Genomic DNA, 20,314 nt, shown 5'->3' on the forward strand with positions numbered 1-20,314 from the left:
TCAATCGTCCTCAAATCTGTCCGAATACCCAGCGCAGAACCGACTTCTGGGCATGGATACGGTTTTCCGCCTCGTCCCAGACCACCGAGCGCGGCCCGTCGATGACGGCATCGGTCACCTCCTCACCGCGGTGCGCGGGCAGGCAGTGCAGGAAGACCGCATCCGGCTTGGCGTGGGCCATGAGCGCGTCGTTGACCTGATAGGGCGCCATTGCCGCAAGCTTCGCTTCGGCATGCGCCTGGCCCATCGAGATCCAGGTGTCGGTCACGACGACATCCGCCCCGCGCACGGCTTCCACCGGATCGCGGATCACACGGATGCCGGCGCCGGCCAGAACGGCGGCCTCGATCATTCCCGCATCGGACTCATAGCCTTCGGGAACGCCGATGCGCACGTTGAACTTCATCAGTCCCGCCGCCTCGACGATCGAATTGAGCACGTTGTTGCCGTCGCCCAGCCAAGCCACCTCAAGTCCGGGCAGGGCCTTGCCATGCTCGATCACCGTCAGAAGATCAGCCATGATCTGGCAGGGATGCGACAGGTCGGTCAGCCCGTTGATCACCGGCACGGTAGCGTGGCGCGCCAGTTCCTCGACCTTGGCGTGGTCGTCCGTCCGCAGCATGATGGCATCGGCCATGCGGCTCAGTACGCGGGCGGTATCGGCGATGGTCTCGCCGCGGCCCAACTGGGTCGTGCCCGCGTCGAGGATCAGCGCCGAACCGCCGAGCTGGCGCATCGCGATGTCGAATGACACGCGCGTGCGGGTCGAATTCTTCTCGAAAACCATGGCCAGGACCCGCCCGCCGAGAGGGGCGTCGGCATCGGCCTTGCCCTTCGGCTGGCCAGCGCGCGCGGACTTGCGGTCGAGCGCGTCGTTCAGCATCGCGGCGATGGCATCGCCGCCCGCATCCGTCAGGTTCAGGAAGTGCTTGAGGGCCTGGCTCACGTGACCGGCGCCTCCGGCGCATAGCTTGCGGCAGCGGCCGAAAGCCGCTCCATGAATTCGTCGATGTGGCTGTCGTCGATGACCAGCGGCGGGATCACGCGCACGGTGTTGTCACCGGCCGAGACAGTGAGCAACTGATGGTTGTCGCGCATGTGCGCCACGAACGGACGCGGCTCCACCTTCATCATCAGGCCGAGCATCAGGCCGCGCCCGCGCACGCCGATGAACAGATCGGGGTAGTTGCCGATGAACTGCTCGATCCGCCCGCGCAGGCGTTCGCCCTTGGCCCGCACTTCGCCGAGAAATTCCTCGTTCGCCACGACGTCGAGCACGGCCTCGCCCGCAGCCATGGCCAGCGGGTTACCGCCATAAGTGCTGCCGTGGGTGCCGGCGACCATGCCGCGCGCAGCCTTTTCGGTGGCAAGGCAGGCGCCGATCGGGAAGCCGCCGCCGATTCCCTTGGCGGTCGCCATCACGTCGGGCGTGATGCCGTACTGCTCGTAGGCATAGAGCGTGCCGGTGCGCGCCACGCCGCACTGCACTTCATCGAAGATCAGCACGAGGTCATGTTCGTCGCAAAGCGCGCGAAGGCCCTTGAGAAATTCGTCAGAGGCATCGCGGATGCCGCCTTCGCCCTGGATCGGCTCGACGAGGAAGCCCGCCGTGTTTGGGCCCATCGCGGCCTTCGCACCTTCCAGATCGTCGAAGTCGACGTACTTGAAGCCTTCCAGCAGCGGCAGGAAGCCCTTGTGCATCTTCTCCTGTTTGGAGGCGCTGATCGTGGCCATCGTGCGGCCGTGGAAGGCGTTCTTGAAGGTGATCAGCTCGTACTTGTGGTCATTGCCCACCGACGAGTGATATGCGCGCGCGGTCTTGATCGCGCATTCCACCGCCTCCGCGCCGGAATTGGTGAAGAACACCGTGTCGGCGAAGGTCAGGTCGACCAGGCGCTGGGCCAGATGCTCGCCCTGCGGGCTCCCGTAGAGATTCGACACGTGCATGAGCGTCGCCGCCTGCTTCTGGATCGCGCCGATCAGGTGTTCGTTCGAATGGCCGAGCAGATTCACCGCGATGCCGCTTGCGAAATCAAGGTAGCGGGTGCCGTCCTCGGAGATCAGGTGGCAATGCTCGCCTCGCACAGGACGCACGCCGCACCGGGGATACACGGGCATCAGCGGAGTGATCGACATTGGCATTCTCCTGTTCATTCACGAACGAAAACAACGGGTCGCCGGCCTTGATCCTTTTCCGGCGTAGCTCGGGAAACGCAAACGACAAATGGCGGCCCCGAAAGGGCCGCCATCTGCTCGCGTTTAGTCTGTTGCAGGCCCCCGGTCAAACGTCCCGGGGGGCAGTGCGGGTCGGTCAGTCCTGACGCGGCACCAGGTTGACCGCCGAGTACTTGCCTCGTCGATCGACCTCGAGGTCGAACTCGAGCTTGTCGCCTTCGTTCAGCTCGCGCAGGCCGGAACGCTCAACCGCGCTGATGTGCACGAAAGCGTCGGGCTGGCCGTCGTCACGCGTGATGAAGCCGAAGCCCTTCATCGCGTTGAAGAACTTGACCGTGCCGCTGGCCTTCTCGCCGGTCAGCTCGCGCTGCGGCGAAGCGGGCTTTGCCGCAACCGGGATCACGTCGCCAACGACCTGGAGATCGGCAGCCGAAATCTTCCCGCCGCGATCGACGAGGTTGAATTCGAGCTGCTGGCCTTCCGCCAGGCCTTCAAGGCCCGCACGCTCGACCGCGCTGATGTGGACGAACACGTCCTCACCGCCGTCTTCACGCTGGATGAAGCCGAAACCCTTCTGGCCGTTGAAGAACTTTACGACACCCTTGCCGGTGCCGACAACCTGGGCGGGCATGCCGCCACCGCCGCCGCCGCCACGCGGGCCGCCGAAGCCGCCGCGACCACCGCCGCCGCCGCCGAAGCCGCCACGATCGCCGCCGCCAAAGCCGCCGCGGTCGCCGCCGCCGAAGCCACCGCGGTCACCGCCGCCGAAGCCGCCGCGACCACCGCCACCGAAGCCACCGCGGTCACCGCCGCCAAAACCGCCGCGGTCGTAACCGCCGCCGCCAAAGCCGCCACCGCCGTAGGGATCGAAACCGCCTTCGTCGCCGAATCCGTCGCGCTTGTCTCTACCGCGACCCCGCCGCCCTCTGTCAAAACCCATAGAAATCAATAGACCTTCAATCCGCCCCAGCCTTCACGGCGCCGCTGGCCGGACGCGGAAACCGGCGGCGCGACGAAGGAATCAGTACCGGACTTTGCGGGGCCGGCCTTTTCCTTTGCGGGCGGGACTATAAACGAAAAAAGAGAGAGCGCGAACGGAATCGACATGAGCGCGGCAATTCGGCCCGAAAACTGTGGCTTTCATGCCGAAAGCACCCGATTTCGGGGCGGACTTGCCCCGCTCAACCGCATTGGGCACAAGCAAATTCCAGCGCCCATATCAGGACTCGCCCTCATGTTTCGCAAGATAGACGAAAAGACGTACGCCAGCCCCCAGATCTCCATTCCGGAAGTCGCCTACGCCAAGGCACTTGGCATCGGGCTCATCGTCAACAACCGTCCCGAGGGCGAATCGGACGACCAGACCCCGGGCGCCGAGATCGAGGCCGCCGCGCGCGACGCGGGGATCGCCTATGTCGCGATACCGGTGACCCACGCAGGCTTCTCGATGGCGCAGGTAGAGGCGATGCAGAAGGCGCTGGCCCAGGCGGGCGATGCCCCGGTCCTTGCCTATTGCCGCTCAGGCACCCGCTCCACCCTGCTCTGGGCGCTGGCCCAGGCACAGGCCGGCGCAAACCCCGACGAGATCGCGGAAAAGGCTGCCGGCGCGGGCTATGACATTGCCCCCATCCGCGCGACGGTGGACATGCTGGCCGCGCAGGCAGGCTGATCCGGGCGGGAGGGGCACGGCGAGATGAAGGCATTGCTGGCACTCCCCGGCGCCGCCCTCGCCGCCCAGGCGGCAGGCTCGCTTGTCGCCATCCTCGTCCTTGCCTGGCTTGCGCGAAAGCTCGGCCTTGGCGGCGATCCGCGCATCACCGGCGAAGACCACGCCCGCGCGCTTGCGGAAGAAGCCATCTGCGGCTTCGATCCCGAAGCGATCTGCATCGACCGGGCAGGGATAGGCGCACTCGCCCGGGATCGCGGCGGGCGCGTCCTGCTCATCCGGCAGCACGGCAGCCATTTCGCCGCGCGCCAGCTTGCCAGCCATGCCGGTGTCCGGCTCGACGGCCGCTTCCTTTCCATCGCCACCGACGACACGCGCTTCGGCAAGGTAACCCTCGACCTCGGCGACCAGGCCCAGGTCTGGGCGGCAAGCCTGCGCCGCCTCGGAGCCGGAGCATGAAGCCGTTCGATGTCGTGACCTGGGCCGTGCCCTTCTTCGTGGTCATGGTCCTGGCCGAAATGATCTGGGCCGCGCGCCGCCACCCCGAAAAGTACGAACCGCGCGACACGCTCACCAGCCTCGCGCTTGGTCTTGGCAGCACCATCGCGGGTGCACTGACCGCCGGCGCGGTCTTCGCCGCCGCGCTGTGGCTGTACGACCACCGCGTGGCGACCGTTCCCTTCGCATGGTGGGCCTGGGCGCTGTGCTTCGTGCTCGACGATTTCAACTACTACCTTGCCCATCGCACCGGCCACCGCGTGCGATGGTTCTGGGCAAGCCACGTCAACCACCACTCCAGCCAGCATTACAACCTGTCGACCGCCTTGCGGCAGACCTGGACCGGCTTCTTCGCACTGTCGTTCGTCTTCCGCATCTGGCCCGCTCTGATCGGCTTCCACCCGGCCATGATCGTGACGGTGGGCGGCGTGAATCTGGTCTACCAGTTCTGGATCCATACCGAAGCGGTCGGGCGCTTGCCGCGCTGGTTCGAGGCGGTGTTCAACACCCCGTCGCACCACCGCGTCCACCACGCCACAAATCCGCTCTATCTCGACCGCAACTATGCCGGCGTGTTCATCGTCTGGGACCGCCTTTTCGGCACCTTCCAGCCCGAGCGCGACGATCTGGCGATCCGCTATGGCATCGTCCGCCAGCTCGGCAGCTTCCACCTGCTCCACGCCGCCTTCCACGAATGGCGTGCAATGCTCGGCGACTTCTGGCGCGCGCCGCTGCGCTACAAGCTGCACTATCTCGTGCGCGCGCCCGGCTGGAGCCACGACGGCAGCCGCGAAGGCTCCGACGCCATCCGCGCGCGCTGGACCGAACGGCAGGGCCTCAGCGGCGATTGAGCCCTTCGCCCAGCAGATCGGCCGCCACTTCGGCGATCTCCTCGACCGGCCGGCTGTCGTCCCACACGCCATAGCGCAGGCCCAGAAACACATTCATGCCCATGATCGCCCAGGCCCGCACTTCCTGGTCGCCATGGCGGACGATGCCCGCCTGCACACCTTCGGCAAGGCGCGCGGCGATGCGGGTCGCCGTGCCTTCATAGTGCGCGCGATAGCTTTCGGGATCGGCGAACTCGGCTTCGTCGATGATGCGGTAGATTTCCTTGTGCTCGCGGGCAAAGTGCAGAAACCCGACAAGCGCCTCGCGCTCACGGCGCAGGCCCGTCGCGCCCTCGCTCACCGCAGCAGCAGCCGTCGTCGCCACCCGCGCCGACATGTCGCGCACCAGCGCGGTGAAGATCGCGTCCTTGGAATCGAAGTAGGTGTAGAAACTGCCCAGCGCCGTTCCCGCGCGCCGAGTGATCCCGCTGATCGACGCTTCGTGGAACCCGCGCTCCCCGAACTCCGCCGCCGCCGCATCGAGCAGCTTGCGCAAGGTTTCGCGCCCGCGTGCCGTGCGGGGCACCTTTCCGGGACTGGCAGCGCTATCCTGCGCCATCGATCGATACTCCCCCGCTCATCAGCCCCCGCCATTCTTTCGCCTGCCGCCATCCGGCAGCCAGTCGGCCCCACCCCTGTTGCCGTTTCGCCACGATTCGTAGCGACCAAACGCGAATCCCACAACGAGAAGTTGAAAGGTGGTTCATGTTTCAATATCAGGCGCGGATGCGGATGCACGATGTCCGCAAGAGGGAGCCTGTTTGCGATGACCCGTATGTCCACGCGCGCCGTTCTGGCCGCATCTGCCGCGCTGTTCGCGCTGCCTGCCGTCCCCGCCATTGCGCAGGAAGCACCGGCTGACGAAACCACCGCCTCGAACGAGATCACCGTCATCGCCCGCCGCCGCGAGGAGCGCCTGCTCGACGTGCCGATCGCGATCTCCGCGCTCAGCACCGAAGCGCTCGACAAGGCCGGCGCCAAGGATCTCTCCGGCGTCCAGGGCGCGATCCCCAACGTCAACATCGTGCAGGGCCGCGGCTCGGCCAGCAGCGCCAACTTCTACATCCGCGGCATCGGCCAGCCGGACGCGCTGCAGACCTTCGACCCGGCTGTCGGCGTCTATGTCGACGGCGTTTACCTCAGCCGCATCCAGGGTGCGCTGCTCAACCTGTTTGACGTCCAGCGCGTCGAAGTCCTGCGCGGGCCGCAGGGCACGCTCTATGGCAAGAACACCATCGGCGGCGCGGTCAACGTCGTCTCGAAGAAGCCCGACCTCAACGACTTGCGCGGCGAAGCGTCGATCACCTACGGCCGCTTCGACGAAGTGACCGCCAAGGGCTACGTCTCGGCCCCGCTTGTCGCGGACAAGCTCGCCCTCTCGGTCGCGGGGGTCTACGACGACCGCGACGGCATCGTCACCGATCCCGCCACCGGCCGGAAGTACAACGACCGCAACAACCTCTCGGGCCGCGCAATCCTTCGCGCCCAGCCGACCGACACCGTCGAGGTCCTGATCTCGGGCGATTACACCCGCCAGCGCAACTCGCTGACCATGGGCCAGGCGACCGCCCCGCTGATCGGGTTCGACTACAACGCCGACTTCAGCGCCGTCACGCCCTTCGTGATCGCGCCCGCCGCCACCGGCGAATGGGACTACAAGGCCTCCAGCAGCTTTGCCGGCGACAAGGGCCAGAAGCTCGACCACTGGGGCGTTTCGGGCACGATCAACGTCGACCTGTCCGATACCCTGCAACTCGTCTCGATCAGCGCCTACCGCAAGCTCAAGACCGACTTCTTCGTCGACATCGACGCAACCACCGCCGAAGTGGGCGACGTCTTCGTCGGCACCCGCCAGCACCAGTTCAGCCAGGAACTCCAGCTCAAGCTCGATGCCGACAAGCTCAAGGGCGTGCTCGGAGTCTACTACCTGAACGAGCACGTGACCTCGCACCAGGAAGCCTATGCCGACAGCTACCTGCGCTATGTCGGCACGCCGCTCAACTTCCTGCGCACCATCGATGACGAGCAGGACACCAAGTCCTACGCCGCCTTCGGCCAGCTTACCTACGACTTCACCGATGCGGTCTCGCTGACCGGCGGCCTGCGCTACACGCGCGAGACGAAGGAATACTTCCGCACCACCACGGCCACCACGTCGAGCCCGATCTTCCCGGCCCTGGTCATCAAGGGCACCTTCACCTTCCCGACCAACCTGCCCGCCCCCTACAACACGCTCGACAGCGTGACCTACGAGGCGTGGACCCCCTCGGCGACGCTCAGCTACAAGCCCTCGCGCAACACGATGCTCTACGGCTCGGTCAGCCGCGGCTTCAAGTCGGGCGGCTTCAACGGGCGCGTCAACGGGCTCGGCGACGTCACCCAGGTGGTCGACGGCACGACCGTCGTCGTACCGACCTTCAAGCCTGAAACCGTGTGGACCTACGAAGTCGGCGCCAAGGGCTCGTTCCTCGACGGGCGCGTGAACATCTCGGGCGCGGCGTTCTATTCCGACTACGCGAACTTCCAGGCGCGCGTCGGCGGCGGCAACACCGGCATCAACGGCGGCAGCTTCCCCGTGCTCAACGCCGGCAAGCTGCGCATCCAGGGCTTCGAGTTCGACGTCAACGTGCGGCCCGCCGATCCGGTCACGCTGTTCGCCTCGGTCGGCTATCTCGATGCCGACTACAAGGAGTTCAACGACGGCCGCCGGGCGCCCGCGTTCTCGTGCAACCCGACTGGCGCGAAGGTGACCTGCAAGCCCGCCTTCGCCCCGCCGCTTACCCTTCGCGCGGGCGGCGAATACCGCGTGCCGCTGGGCGATGCGACGCTGAGCCTGGGCGGCGACGTCCGCTTCGTCGACAAGCATTACCTGTCGGTCGACAACCGCCCCGGCCTCACCGAAGACGGCTACCTGATCGGCAACCTCTATGCCCAGGTGGACTTCGACAAGTTCTACCTGCGCGGCGCGGTCCGGAACGTAGGCAACACGCTCTACAAGACCGACGGGCAGGAATTCAGCTCGGTCGGCAACATCCAGACCGTCTACTATGGCGACCCGCGCACGTGGAACGTCACGCTCGGCGTCCGCTTCTGATCGGCATCCCTCGCGAGGCGGGCGGCCCTCATCCTCCCAACCGCCCGCTTCGCAACAGGAAAGCCCCGGCCCCGCAAGGCCGGGGCTTTCTTCTTGCCCGTCACCGATTTCAGAACTCTGACTTCCAGCAAGACATGGCGCGCCCGCGACGCGCTCCTGCCTAGGCCGTAAACTCATAGAGGGCGCCATCGAGGCGCCGGAATGGCGAACATGTCGGGCCGAAAGGTCCGCCGCAGGGGCTGGTTGCCCCTGCAAGGGCGTTTCGGTTCGAGATGGAAGCCATTCCGGCGTCCCTTCGGGATTTGACCAAAACGGCCATCTGCCGCGTCAGTCGGGCTTGAAATATCGACATATTCCTGCGCCCTCCTTCCTTGCACCTGGCCGTTTTGCCTCAAACCTCGATGGCGCCCTCTATGAGTTTACGGCCTAGCTCGCCAGCCGCAAACCCGCGCCAGCGCTTTCGGCGCCCGGCTGGTCCGGCCAGATGCCGCGCGTGTCGTAGACCACCTTGCCCGCGCGCTCGGCGAGCGGGATCACCTTGAACACGTCGTGGTCGACCAGCACGATCAGCACGCCGCAATCCTCCAGCGCCGTGTCGACGTCGATCTGCACCGCGCCGGTGCCCTCGAATTCGCGCGGCAGGGTGCCGGCATAGGGCTCGACGATGTGGACGCGGCTGCCGAAGCGCCGGGCTAGGCTCGCCGCGACATAGCGCGCCGGGCTCTCGCGGAAGTCGTCGATGTTCGCCTTGAACGCGAGGCCGAGGCACGCGACCTTTTCGCCGGGGTGAGCTTCGACCAGTTCCGTCGCCTTCTTCACCACGTGATGCATCTTGCCGTCGTTGACGTTGCGCGCGGTGCGGATAAGCGGCGTCTCGTCGGGTGCGCCGGCGACGATGAACCACGGGTCCACCGCGATGCAATGCCCGCCCACGCCCGGCCCTGGCTGGAGGATGTTCACGCGCGGGTGGCGGTTGGCAAGACGGATGACCTCCCACACGTCTAGCCCCATGCGGTCCGCGACCATCGAAAGCTCGTTTGCGAAGGCGATGTTGACGTCGCGATAGGCGTTCTCGACCAGCTTGGTCATTTCGGCAGAGCGGGCATCGGTGGTCACGCAGGTTCCGCGCACGAAGCGCTTGTAGAATGCCAGTGCCTTGCGTGCGCAGCGCGGCGTGATGCCGCCGATGGAACGGTCGTTGTTGGTCAGCTCTTCCAGGATGCGCCCCGGCAGCACGCGCTCGGGGCAATAGGCGATCGAAACGTCGGGCGTCTCGCGCGTCTTGCCCGGAAACTTCAGGTCCGGCCGCAGCCCCGCCATCAGGTCGCGCATCTGTTCGGTCGTGCCGACCGGCGAGGTCGATTCGAGGATCACCGTGTCGCCCGCCTTGAGCACGGCGGCCACCTGCGTCGCAGCGGCCAGCACATAGGAAATGTCGGGCGTGTGGTGGCCGTCCTTCTCGAAAGGCGTCGGCACCGCGATCACGAAGACGTCGGCGGGCGCAATCTCGGTCGAGGCGCGCAGCAGCCCGCGCTGGACGACGCCATGGACAAGACCGTCGAGGTCCACTTCCTCGATGTGAATCTCGCCCCGGTTGATCGTGTCGACCACCTTCTGCGAAACGTCGAGGCCCAGCACGCGGCAGCCGGCGCGGGCAATGATGGCGGCGGTGGGAAGTCCGATATAGCCAAGGCCGACGACACAGACGTCCGGCTTCACATCACCCATCATTCGCCAGCAACTCCACGATTCGGCGCGAAGATTGCCCATCCCCGAAGGGATTGTGAGCGCGCGCCATGGCCGAATAGGCAGCCTTATCGTCGAGCAGGGTGAAGATTTCGGTAACGATGGTGTCCACGTCGGTCCCCACCAGCCGCGCGGTCCCGGCGGTCACGCCCTCGGGGCGCTCGGTCGTCTCCCGCATGACCAGCACCGGCTTGCCGAGCGCGGGGGCCTCTTCCTGCACCCCTCCCGAATCGGTCAGCATGATTTCCGCGATCGACAACAGCCGGGCGAAGTGCGGATAGTCGAGCGGCTCGATCATCGCGACGTTGGGCAGCCCCGCCAGCGCATCGTCCATCACCTTGCGCACGTTGGGGTTGGGATGGACCGGAAAGACCAGCGCCACGTCGTCCCGCTGCGCGATGCGGCGGATCGCCTCGGCGATGTTCTCAAGCCCCCCGCCGAAATTCTCGCGGCGGTGGCTGGTTACGCCGATGATCCGCTTGCCGGCAAAGCGCGCCTCGATCTCGGCCAGCCCCGCCGCCAGCGCCGGCTCCGCCGCAATCCGGCCCGAAACCCACTGCAAGGCGTCGATCACCGTGTTGCCGGTCACGTGAACGCCCTCGGTCACGTTCTCCGCCCTGAGCGCGGCAGCCGATACCTCGGTCGGCGCGAAGTGCAGCCGCGCGATCGTGCCGATAATCTTGCGGTTCACCTCCTCGGGCCACGGGTGATAGATGTTGTGGCTGCGCAGGCCCGCCTCGACATGCGCGACCGGAAGCTTGCGATAATAAGCCGCCAGCGCCCCGGCCATCGCCGTCGCCGTATCGCCCTGGACCACGACCCAGTCGGGCCGCACGGCATCCATCACCTTGCCCAGTTCCGTCAGAAGCGCCGCCGTCAGCGCGTCGAGCGTCTGGTCCGGCCGCATCAGGTCGAGATCGTGGTCGGGCACGATCCCCGCGATCTCCAGCACCTGGTCGAGCATCCCCCGGTGCTGCGCCGAAACGCAGGTCACCACGCGAAAGCGCGGATCGGCACGCAGCGCGTGCACCACCGGAAACAGCTTGATCGCCTCGGGCCGCGTCCCGAACACCACGAGTATCGTCTTCACCATGCCCGCTCCAATAATCGGCGAGTGTTAACCGTGAAATAAGAGCCTCGCTTTAAGCCGACGGCAAAGTCGGCGCGCATGCGCGTCAACCATGAAAGGCCGCCTGCACAGTGACCGTACAGTTCCCGTCGATCAACGCCGCTCCGCTGAAGGGCCTCGACCCGCTGGTCTGCGCGACCACCCGCGTCACCGTGCTAGGTCTCGGCTATGTCGGCCTGCCGCTGGCCGTAGCGCTGGCCAAGCGATTCTTCGTCACCGGCTTCGACATCGACGTCGAACGCATTTCCGAGCTGTCCGAAGGCCACGACCGCACCCGCGAGATCGAACCCGCGCTGCTGTCGATGTCGAGCCTGGGCCTTACCTGCGATGCCGGGGTCTGTCCGCCAAGCGATTTCTACATCGTCACCGTGCCCACCCCTATCGACGCCGCCAACCGCCCCAACCTGCGCCTGGTCGAGGCCGCTTCGCGCACGGTCGGCCAGATGCTTCCCCGGGCCGTGGCCGAAGGCCGCCAGCCCATCGTCGTCTACGAAAGCACCGTCTATCCCGGCGTCACCGAGGACATCTGCGGCCCGATCCTCGAGCAGGTCTCCGGCCTCAGGTGCGGCACGGACTTCTTCCTCGGCTACAGCCCGGAACGCATCAACCCGGGCGACCGCGAACACACCATCGAGCGGATAACCAAGGTCGTCTCGGGCCAGACACCCGAAGTGCTCGACCGCGTGGCCGACCTCTATGGCGCGATCACTTCGGGCGGCGTCTTCCGCGCCGCCTCGATCAAGGCCGCCGAGGCCGCCAAGGTCATCGAGAACGCCCAGCGCGACATCAACATCGCCTTCATGAACGAGATCACGCAAATCTTCTCGCGCATGGACCTTTCGGTCTGGGACGTGCTCGCGGCGGCGGGCACCAAATGGAACTTCCTGCCCTTCACCCCCGGCCTCGTCGGCGGACACTGCATCGGCGTCGATCCCTACTACCTCTCCGCGCGCGCCGAAGCGCTGGGCCATGACCCGCAGGTGATCCTCGCCGGTCGCGGCGTGAACGACGGCATGGCGAAATGGGTCGCGGGCGAGCTTCACGCGCGGCGCGGCGGCAAGCCCGGCTCGGTCCTCGTGCTGGGCCTGACGTTCAAGGAAAACGTGCCCGACCTGCGCAATTCCAAGGTGGCCGACGTCATCGCCGAACTGAAGGCCCTGGGCCATGCGGTCGACGTGCACGATCCCCACGCCGATACCGCCGAGGCTCTGCTCGAATATGGCCTCGAACTCGCCGGCGACGCGTTCGAGCAGACCTACGATCTCGTGTTCCTCGCCGTGCCGCACAAGTACTACCTGGCAGCAGGCGCGGACCGTATCGCTGCGCTCGTCGCGCCCGGCGGCACGCTGGCCGATCTCAAGGGCGTCCTGGGCGAGGCCGCCGACTGGCGTCTCTGACCCTGCCCGGTCATCTGGCCCGGTCGTCTGGCCCGGACGGGCAGGCAATGACGTGCTAGGCCTGAAACGCGAATCGAAGACCTGCGAATTTCCGGAGAAAGCTGCGTGAAAGTCCTCGTAACCGGAGCCGCCGGCTTCATCGGCTACTCGCTCGCCACCCGCCTTCTCGCACGGGGCGACGAGGTGATCGGCGTCGATATCGTCAACGACTACTACGATCCGCGCCTCAAGGAGGCCCGCCTCGCCCGTCTCGCCCAGCAGGGCGGCGGCCGCTTCACCTTCCTGCGCACCGACTTCGCCGATTACCCCGCGCTGACCGCAGCGCTCGAAGGCGCGCACTTCGACCGCATCGTCCACCTCGGCGCGCAGGCGGGCGTGCGCTATTCGATCGAGAACCCCCACGCCTACGTGCAGTCGAACCTCGTCGGCCACGTCAACCTGCTCGAGGTTGCGCGCCATCGCGGGGTCGAACACATGGTCTACGCGTCCTCGTCCTCGGTCTACGGCGGCAACACCAAGCTGCCCTTTTCGGTCGACGACCGCGTCGACCATCCGCTCTCGCTCTACGCCGCCACCAAGAAGGCGGACGAGTTGATGAGCGAGACTTACGCCCACCTCTATCGCTTGCCGCTCACCGGCCTGCGCTTCTTCACCGTCTATGGCCCGTGGGGCCGCCCGGACATGATGATGTGGCTGTTCACCCGCGCGATCCTCGCGGGCGAACCGATCCAGGTCTTCAACCACGGCGACATGTACCGCGACTTCACCTATGTCGACGACATCGTCTCCGGCGTGGTCGCCTGCCTCGACAACCCGCCGCTCGACGACGGCGCGCCCAAGGCCGGCGGCAGCCTCAAGCCGCACCGGCTCTACAACATCGGCAACCACAAGTCGGAACACCTGATGAAGGTGATCGCCATTCTCGAAGCCGAGCTTGGCCGCAAGGCGGAGATGCGGATGCTGCCGATGCAGCCCGGCGACGTGCGCCAGTCCTTCGCCGATATCGACGCGATCTCCGGCGATCTAGGCTACCGGCCGACGACCGGCATCGAAACGGGCGTTCCGAACTTCGTCCGCTGGTACAAGGACTACCACGGCCTCTGACGCCGGGCAGTCCTCGCCCGTTTTCCGGTCAGGCCGCCGAGGCCCGCGATGCGCCGGCCCTTGGCATCAGTGCGCCCAGCACGACGGCAACCAGCACCAGCGCCGGAACGTCGCCATAGAGGTGCCCGTGCTGCATCGGCGTCCGCATCGACTGGACCGCCATGATCGCGGCGTGGACAAGGCTCGACCAGACCGTGAACCAGATCAGCGAGGCATGTTGCGCCGGAGCCCGGGATGCCCGCACCAGGAACACGCCGAGGGTCGCATAGACCCCCACGATCATCATGAAATAGTCGTTCCCGGCCGGATGGCCTTCATGCCAGGCCCATCCCGATGGCCACAGCATGGCCAGCGGATAGATCAGACAGAACACCACACCGAATAGTGCGAGCGCTGCAGACAGCAGTCGTTCCTGCGACATTTGGCTCTCCCTCGCGCCCCACATGCGCAACAGGCGCGGGAACGCGGGAAGAAGGATACGCCCCTTTTCCACGGGGGCCTAATCCGCGCTGCGCACGGCCCCCGGCTCTGCCCGTGTCGTCAGAAGGGCTTCGGCATCTGCTGGCTGGCGCAATGGAAACCGCCGCCACCGGCCAGCACCGCATCACCCATCACGCCCACCGTCGCGCGGTCGGGGAACAGTTCCGCGATGGCCGCAACGCCATCGTCGTCGTGCGGCGATCCGAAAACCGGCACCACCACGAGATCGCTGGTGATGACGAAGTTCATGTAGCTGGCCGGCTGTACCATGTCTCCCCACTCGATCCGGCCCGGCGAAGGCACTTCGACTACCTCGACCCCGGCGTCGAGAGCGCGAGCCCTTGCGTCGGCATAGATCGCGGCGTTCGGGTCATTCGGCCCGGTCGCGCGCGGAAGCGCCAGCCGGTTCGGGCCCACGAAGCGCGCCAGATTGTCGACGTGCCCGTCGGTATGGTCGTTGATCAACCCGTCGCCGAGCCACAGGACCCGGTCATATCCGAGGTCGCGCAGAAGGCGGGCTTCGAGGTCGCCGCGCGACAGGTGCGGATTGCGGTTGGGGTTCAGCAGGCACTGTTCGGTCGTCGCAACCAGGCCGGTGCCGTCGCCGTCCAGCGCCCCGCCCTCGAGTATCCAGTCCGCCTTGCCATGCGTTGCCAGCCCGGCCGACTTCGCCAGGTCCGCGCCGATCTCCTGATCGCCCGGCATCAGGTACTTTTCGCCCCAGCCGTTGAAGCCGAACAGCCGCGCCTCGCGCCGGCCCGCCCCGTCCAGCACGACCAGCGGCCCGGTATCGCGCAGCCACACGTCGCCATAGGTGCGCCGCTCCAGCGTCACCGCCCCCGAAACCAGCGACTTCGCGCGCATCTCGTTGGCCGCGTCGCGCACCACCAGCCGGACCTCCTGCCCGCTGTCCGCAACCGCATTGGCAAAGGCGGCGATCTGCACCTGCGCCTCGTCGATCACGCCCGACCATTCCTCGGCCAGATGGGGAAAGCCGATCCACAGCCAGTCCTGCGGGTGCCATTCGGGCGGCATGCGGAATTGCGAAGTCATGTGCGGTTGTCCGGTATCAGGGAAGTCGGGCTGCGCCTTAGCGCATTCCATCGTGCTTGATCCACCACCCCGCACAGGGCATTCCGCTGCCGATGCCAAATTCCGCCTCAGATGCCCCCGGCGCTCTCGCCCGCGCCCGTGCCCATGCGCCATTCCTGTCGATGGCGCTCGACCGCCGTCCCGATATCGAGGCCATGCTGGCGGCGGGCGAGATCGAGCAGGCGCTCCTGCTCGCCAGATCGGCGGGCGATGGCATCGACGACACCGCAGTGGCCCTGCGCCGCCAGCGCCTCGCCCTCGCGCTCGTCGTCGCGGTCGGGGATCTTGCCGGCGCCTTCCCGCTCTCGCGCGTCGTGACGGAGCTTTCGGACTTTGCCGACCGGTCGCTCGACGATGCGATCGCCGCGGCCATCCGCCGCCGAACGCCCGATGCGCAGCCAACCGGCTTCACCGCCATCGCGCTGGGCAAGCACGGCGCGCAGGAACTCAACTATTCGTCCGACATCGATCCCATCCTGCTCTACGACCCCGAACGCCTGCCCCGGCGCGAGCGCGACGACCCGGCGGAGGCGGCGCAACGCATCGCCCGCGCGCTGATGGAGATCATGTCGCAGGTCACGGCGGAAGGCTATGTCTTCCGCGTCGATCTGCGCCTGCGTCCGGCCTCGGAAGTCAGCCCCCTCGCCCTTCCGTTCGAAGGTGCGATCACCCATTACGAATCGAGCGCGCTGGCGTGGGAACGCGCCGCCTACATCCGCGCCCGGGCCGCCTCGGGCGATATCGAGGCGGGCCAGGCCTTCCTCGACACGATCCGTCCCTTCGTCTGGCGCCGCAGCCTCGATTTCGGTGCCATTGCCGAAATCGGGCGCCTCACCACCCGCATTCGCGACCATTATTCCGCCGGACAGGCCATCGGCCCCGGCTACGACCTGAAGCGCGGGCGCGGCGGGATCCGCGAGGTCGAATTCTTCGCGCAGACCCACCAGCTCATCCACGGCGGTCGCAACCCGGCGCTGCGCCTGCGCGGCACCCGCGCCAGCCTCGATGCCCTGGCGGAAGCAGGCATCATCGGCGCGGAGGACGCGCGGGTCATGGGCGAAAGCTACGACCGGTTGCGCACGCTCGAACACCGCCTGCAGATGGTCGCGGACCAGCAGACGCATTCGCTCCCCGCCGATCCCCAGGCCCTTGATTCCGTGGCAAAACTCGACGGACTTGCAGGCGGAGCCGAACTGGTTGCCGAGCTGTCGGAAATCTCCGAGACGGTCGGCCGCCGCTTCGACACCCTGATCGAGACCTATGCCCCCACCGGGGCAGTCGCGGTCGAGGCCCCGCCCCTCGCCGCCGAATTGTCATCGCTCGGCTTCGACAATGCCGATGCTCTCGCCGACCGGGTCGAAGGATGGGAAGGCGGGCAATACCGCTGCCTGCGGTCGGCCGAGGCGCGCGAGGCCTTTTCGCACATGCGCCCGCAACTCCTGCGCGCGCTTGCCGAAGCGCCCGATCCGGACCGGGCGCTGCTGCGCTGGGAACAACTTCTGGCCGGATTGCCCAGTGCGATCAACGTCTTCCGCCTACTGGACGCCCGCCCCGGCCTGCTCGCGGTGGTCATGCGCATCCTTGCCCACGCGCCGACCCTGGCCGATGATCTCGCCCGCCGCTCGGACCTGCTCGACACCCTGATCGATCGTTCGGCCTTCGATCTGCCCGGCAGCGTCGCCGAGATCGCCGCCGAACTCTCGCGCGGCGAGGCGGGCGACGATTACCAGCGCCTGCTCGATGCCGTGCGGGTGCGGGTGGGCGAAATGCGCTTCGCGCTCGGCGTGCAACTGGTCGAAGGCCAGCGCGATCCGCTCGAAGTCGCCGCCGCCCTGTCGCGCGTGGCCGAAGCCTCGATCGACGTGCTGGGCCGCGCTGCCATCGAGGAGTTTACCCAGAACCACGGCGTCGTGCCCGGCAGCGCGCTTGCCATCCTCGGCCTCGGGCGTCTGGGCGGCGCGGCGCTGACCCATGCCTCGGACCTCGACCTCGTGTTCCTGTTCAGCGGGGACCATGCCGTCGAATCCGATGGTCGTCGCCCCCTCGGCGCCACGCTCTATTACAACCGCCTCGCCCAGCGCGTGATCGCGGCCCTGACCGTGCCGACCGCCGCGGGCGCGCTCTACGAGGTCGACACCCGCCTGCGGCCTTCCGGCGCGCAGGGGCCGATCTCGGTCAGCCTCGAAAGTTTCGAGCGTTATCAATGCCAGGATGCCTGGACGTGGGAACACATGGCGCTCTGCCGCGCCCGCGCGATGTTCGGCACGAATACCGACCGAGCCGAGCTTTCGCGGATCATCGGACGGGTCCTCGACCGGCCCCGCGATCCGGTCATTCTTCGCAACGATGTGCTTGAAATGCGTGGGACAATGGCCGGGCACAAGCCGCCGAAGGGGCCACTCGACGTGAAGCTGGCTCGCGGCGGACTGGTCGACATCGAATTCATGGTCCACTTCCTCCAGTTGCGCGATCACGGGGCGCGCACGCCGGACCTTGGCGAGGCGGTGCAGATCCTGGAAAACCTGGGAAATCTTCCCCCCGGCATCCGCGCCGCTCACGATCTCATGGTCCGCCTGCTGGTCGTCGTGCGCCTCGTTGCCCCTGATGGCATGTATCCGCCCGCGGCGAGCCGGGGCATCGTCGCACGGTCCTGCAGGCTGGAAAGCTGGGACGCGCTGCTCGGCGCGGTGCTGGAGGCGCGCCGACAGGTGGCCGTGGCATGGAAGCAAGTGTTTGATATCGAACTGGAGATCGAAGGATGAGCGAACGGATCGGAGTGGGCGAGGCGTTTCCGGACATTGCGATGACGACGCCCGACGGCGGGAGTGTCAAGGCATCCGACTTTGCCGGAAGGAAGCTGGTGGTGTTCTTCTATCCCAAGGACGATACTCCCGGCTGCACCACGGAAAACAAGGACTTCTCAAGTCTCCACGCCGATTTCGAGGCCGCCGGCATCGCGGTCCTGGGGGTCAGCAAGGACCCGCCGAAGAAGCACCTTAAGTTCGCCGAGAAGCACGCGCTGACCGCCCCGCTCGCCTCCGACGCGGAAGAAGGCGGCGTTTCGGATGCGCTTGGCATCTGGACCGAGAAGTCCATGTACGGGCGCACCTACATGGGCATGGAGCGCACGACCTATCTCGTTGGCGCGGATGGAAAGATCGCGCAGATCTGGAACAAGGTGAAGGTCAAGGACCACGCCGCGCAAGTGCTTGCGGCGGCAAAAGCGCTGTGATCCGCCGCGTGACCCGAACGACACCTGACGACACCTGACGGCACCGAACCGCACATGAACGCACCGCAACTCTCCCTCGCGATCCGCGAGGCGATGCTGACCGCCGATCCTTCGGCCAAGGTCATGGCCACGCGCAATCTCGTCCGTCGCTGGCGCGCGGGAGAGCTGGCGTTCGCCTTCGACCATCCCATGCCCGACGTGCCCGCCCGCCCGGAAAAGCCCGAACTGCTCCCGCCCAACGCCATGCCCAAGCGCGGGCGCGGCGGATCGGAGCGCGGGCGGATCGCGCTGCTCCATGCGCTGGCGCACATCGAATTCGTGGCGATCGACCTCGCGCTGGATGCGGCGGGCCGTTTTGGCGCTGCGATGGGGCGCGCGTTCGTCGACGACTGGCTGAGCGTAGCCGCCGATGAATCAATGCATTACGCGCTCCTGGCGCGCCGTCTGCGTACGCTCGGCAGCTTCTACGGCGCCATGCCCGCGCACGACGGTCTCTGGGATGCGGCGCGCGAAACCGCACACGACGTGGCGGCGCGGCTGGCGGTTGTGCCGATGGTCCTCGAAGCGCGCGCGCTCGACGTGACGCCGATGACCGTCGAGCGGTTTCTCGCGGCAGGGGACGAGCGGTCTGCCCGAGTGCTGCAACGAATCCTTGACGACGAAATCCGCCATGTGCGGTTCGGCACAAAACATTTCAGCGCAGTGTGCGAAATACGCGGAGAATCGCCGCCCGACGCGTGGAAAACCCTCGTCGCGCAGCACTTTCGCGGCGCCATTAAGCCGCCGTTCAACGACTCGGCGCGTCGATCAGCCGGTTTGTCGCTCGATTTCATGGCAGGGGTTGCTTGACCGCAACCGGCCCGTCTACCCCCAACACACGAGATGGCGGGGGGTTCCGACCAACTCTGAAACATCCCAAGGCGGTGGGCCAAAGCCTGCTCCTCGCCTGATAACGGGTTCGCACTGGGGGCTCAGGCGGATTGGTCAAATTGCCGGAAACGGCGCCGACCGAACCGCAAGAAGAAGGTCGTACGGGTCGTAATGTTGTTCAACATCAAAACCTTCAAGACTGCTCTCGGTGCCTTTGCCGCCGTTGCTCTCTTTTCCTCTGCCGCGCCGGCTCTTGCCAACAGCGCCGCTTCCGCCGACATCGCCGCCCCGCTTCGCGCCGCCGAAGCTGCCAAGGCAGGCGTCTCGGCCGACCGTGGCGACGAGGAATTCCGTCGTCTCTTCGCCAACTGGCAGTCGCTCGACAACGGCATCCTGCCTTCGGCCAAGCCGACCACGATCCGCCGCGCTTCGGTGTCGATCCCGTCGCTTGCCCCGGTTGCGATGACCCGCCTTTCCAGCAGCTACGGCATGCGCGAACACCCCGTGCTCGGCGGTCGCCGCGCACACAAGGGCATCGACCTTGCCGCCCCCACCGGCACCCCGATCCGCGCCAGCGCCGACGGCATCGTCGAGAAGGCCGAATGGTTCGGTGGCTACGGCCTGTTCGTGCAACTCGACCATGGCGGCGCGATGGAAACCCGCTACGGCCACATGTCGCGCGTTGCCGTTGCCGAAGGCCAGCAGGTCCGCAAGGGCGACGTGATCGGCTATGTCGGTTCGACCGGCCGCTCGACCGGCCCGCACCTGCATTATGAAGTCCGCGTGTCGGGCGAAGCCGTCAACCCGGTGCCCTACATGCAGGGGAGCACCAAGCTCTACGCAAGCAACAACTCGGCCGAAGGACGCGGCGGTCCGGAAGAAGAATAAGCCGCCCCGGTCTAATAGACGCATCTTGGAGAGGATGCGGAAAAGGGCGCCGG

19 protein-coding genes are annotated in these 20,314 nt (G+C 66.7%); 10 read left to right on the top strand and 9 right to left on the bottom strand.

What is annotated here, in order from left to right; genetic code table 11:
* Positions 1-10: 10 nt before the first annotated feature.
* The 4 genes from argF to SARO_RS21385 all read right to left on the bottom strand — a co-directional run bounded on the left by argF (position 11) and on the right by SARO_RS21385 (position 3,282).
* Positions 11-946 carry an ornithine carbamoyltransferase gene (argF, locus tag SARO_RS15950; RefSeq protein WP_011446779.1) on the bottom strand — a complete coding sequence of 312 codons (936 nt, stop codon included), beginning with the start codon at positions 944-946 and terminating at the stop codon, positions 11-13.
* On the bottom strand, positions 943-2,136 hold the full coding sequence (locus tag SARO_RS15955) for an aspartate aminotransferase family protein (protein ID WP_011446780.1): 1,194 nt from the start codon (positions 2,134-2,136) through the stop codon (positions 943-945). The genes argF and SARO_RS15955 overlap by 4 nt, the downstream gene beginning before the upstream one ends.
* A gap of 175 nt (positions 2,137-2,311) precedes the next feature.
* Positions 2,312-3,115: a cold-shock protein gene (locus SARO_RS21680; protein WP_011446781.1), complete on the bottom strand. Its 804-nt coding sequence runs from the start codon at positions 3,113-3,115 to the stop codon at positions 2,312-2,314.
* 5 nt (positions 3,116-3,120) lie between these two features.
* Positions 3,121-3,282, bottom strand: a complete 162-nt coding sequence (locus SARO_RS21385; RefSeq protein WP_176929350.1) for a hypothetical protein — start codon at positions 3,280-3,282, stop codon at positions 3,121-3,123.
* Positions 3,283-3,409: 127 nt separating this feature from the next.
* Between SARO_RS21385 and SARO_RS15965 the strand changes: the two genes are divergently transcribed.
* Genes SARO_RS15965 through SARO_RS15975 form a run of 3 tightly spaced genes read left to right on the top strand, consistent with a single transcriptional unit; the run spans position 3,410 to position 5,190 of the window.
* Complete coding sequence (locus SARO_RS15965; RefSeq protein ID WP_011446782.1) at positions 3,410-3,844, top strand: TIGR01244 family sulfur transferase; 435 nt, start codon at positions 3,410-3,412, stop codon at positions 3,842-3,844.
* Positions 3,845-3,868: 24 nt separating this feature from the next.
* On the top strand, positions 3,869-4,300 hold the full coding sequence (locus tag SARO_RS15970; protein ID WP_011446783.1) for a hypothetical protein: 432 nt from the start codon (positions 3,869-3,871) through the stop codon (positions 4,298-4,300).
* Positions 4,297-5,190, top strand: coding sequence for a sterol desaturase family protein (locus SARO_RS15975; RefSeq protein WP_011446784.1), 894 nt, complete (start codon positions 4,297-4,299; stop codon positions 5,188-5,190). The genes SARO_RS15970 and SARO_RS15975 overlap by 4 nt, the downstream gene beginning before the upstream one ends.
* On the opposite strand, the gene SARO_RS15980 is transcribed toward SARO_RS15975, so the two are convergent.
* Positions 5,177-5,788: a TetR/AcrR family transcriptional regulator gene (locus SARO_RS15980; protein ID WP_011446785.1), complete on the bottom strand. Its 612-nt coding sequence runs from the start codon at positions 5,786-5,788 to the stop codon at positions 5,177-5,179. The genes SARO_RS15975 and SARO_RS15980 overlap by 14 nt on opposite strands.
* Before the next feature lie 207 nt (positions 5,789-5,995).
* On the opposite strand from SARO_RS15980, the gene SARO_RS15985 reads away from it, so the two are divergent.
* Positions 5,996-8,323 carry a TonB-dependent receptor gene (locus tag SARO_RS15985; RefSeq protein WP_011446786.1) on the top strand — a complete coding sequence of 776 codons (2,328 nt, stop codon included), beginning with the start codon at positions 5,996-5,998 and terminating at the stop codon, positions 8,321-8,323.
* Positions 8,324-8,749: 426 nt separating this feature from the next.
* On the opposite strand, the gene wecC is transcribed toward SARO_RS15985, so the two are convergent.
* Both wecC and wecB read right to left on the bottom strand, forming a co-directional pair.
* Positions 8,750-10,054, bottom strand: coding sequence for a UDP-N-acetyl-D-mannosamine dehydrogenase (gene wecC / locus SARO_RS15990; protein ID WP_011446787.1), 1,305 nt, complete (start codon positions 10,052-10,054; stop codon positions 8,750-8,752).
* A complete protein-coding gene (gene wecB, locus SARO_RS15995; protein ID WP_011446788.1) occupies positions 10,044-11,162 on the bottom strand; it encodes a non-hydrolyzing UDP-N-acetylglucosamine 2-epimerase in 1,119 nt (372 codons plus the stop codon). The genes wecC and wecB overlap by 11 nt, the downstream gene beginning before the upstream one ends.
* Positions 11,163-11,269: 107 nt before the next feature.
* On the opposite strand from wecB, the gene SARO_RS16000 reads away from it, so the two are divergent.
* Together SARO_RS16000 and SARO_RS16005 are read left to right on the top strand one after the other, a co-directional pair.
* Positions 11,270-12,595, top strand: coding sequence for a nucleotide sugar dehydrogenase (locus SARO_RS16000; RefSeq protein WP_011446789.1), 1,326 nt, complete (start codon positions 11,270-11,272; stop codon positions 12,593-12,595).
* Between the two features lie 105 nt (positions 12,596-12,700).
* A complete protein-coding gene (locus SARO_RS16005; RefSeq protein WP_011446790.1) occupies positions 12,701-13,699 on the top strand; it encodes an SDR family NAD(P)-dependent oxidoreductase in 999 nt (332 codons plus the stop codon).
* A 28-nt stretch (positions 13,700-13,727) separates the two neighbouring features.
* Here the strand turns inward: SARO_RS16005 and SARO_RS16010 are convergent, their stop codons facing one another.
* Together SARO_RS16010 and SARO_RS16015 are read right to left on the bottom strand one after the other, a co-directional pair.
* Positions 13,728-14,120 carry a DUF6632 domain-containing protein gene (locus SARO_RS16010; protein WP_011446791.1) on the bottom strand — a complete coding sequence of 131 codons (393 nt, stop codon included), beginning with the start codon at positions 14,118-14,120 and terminating at the stop codon, positions 13,728-13,730.
* Positions 14,121-14,239: 119 nt separating this feature from the next.
* Positions 14,240-15,232: an agmatine deiminase family protein gene (locus SARO_RS16015; protein WP_011446792.1), complete on the bottom strand. Its 993-nt coding sequence runs from the start codon at positions 15,230-15,232 to the stop codon at positions 14,240-14,242.
* Positions 15,233-15,324: 92 nt separating this feature from the next.
* Between SARO_RS16015 and SARO_RS16020 the strand changes: the two genes are divergently transcribed.
* From SARO_RS16020 to SARO_RS16035, 4 genes are all read left to right on the top strand, one after another.
* Positions 15,325-18,033: a bifunctional [glutamine synthetase] adenylyltransferase/[glutamine synthetase]-adenylyl-L-tyrosine phosphorylase gene (locus SARO_RS16020; protein ID WP_011446793.1), complete on the top strand. Its 2,709-nt coding sequence runs from the start codon at positions 15,325-15,327 to the stop codon at positions 18,031-18,033.
* On the top strand, positions 18,030-18,503 hold the full coding sequence (locus SARO_RS16025; protein WP_011446794.1) for a peroxiredoxin: 474 nt from the start codon (positions 18,030-18,032) through the stop codon (positions 18,501-18,503). The genes SARO_RS16020 and SARO_RS16025 overlap by 4 nt, the downstream gene beginning before the upstream one ends.
* A gap of 54 nt (positions 18,504-18,557) precedes the next feature.
* On the top strand, positions 18,558-19,352 hold the full coding sequence (locus SARO_RS16030; protein WP_011446795.1) for a ferritin-like domain-containing protein: 795 nt from the start codon (positions 18,558-18,560) through the stop codon (positions 19,350-19,352).
* A gap of 192 nt (positions 19,353-19,544) precedes the next feature.
* Positions 19,545-20,261, top strand: coding sequence for a M23 family metallopeptidase (locus tag SARO_RS16035; RefSeq protein WP_011446796.1), 717 nt, complete (start codon positions 19,545-19,547; stop codon positions 20,259-20,261).
* The last annotated feature ends 53 nt before the right edge of the window (positions 20,262-20,314 follow it).

The sequence above is a fragment of the Novosphingobium aromaticivorans DSM 12444 genome, from assembly GCF_000013325.1.
GTDB classification, from domain to species: domain Bacteria; phylum Pseudomonadota; class Alphaproteobacteria; order Sphingomonadales; family Sphingomonadaceae; genus Novosphingobium; species Novosphingobium aromaticivorans.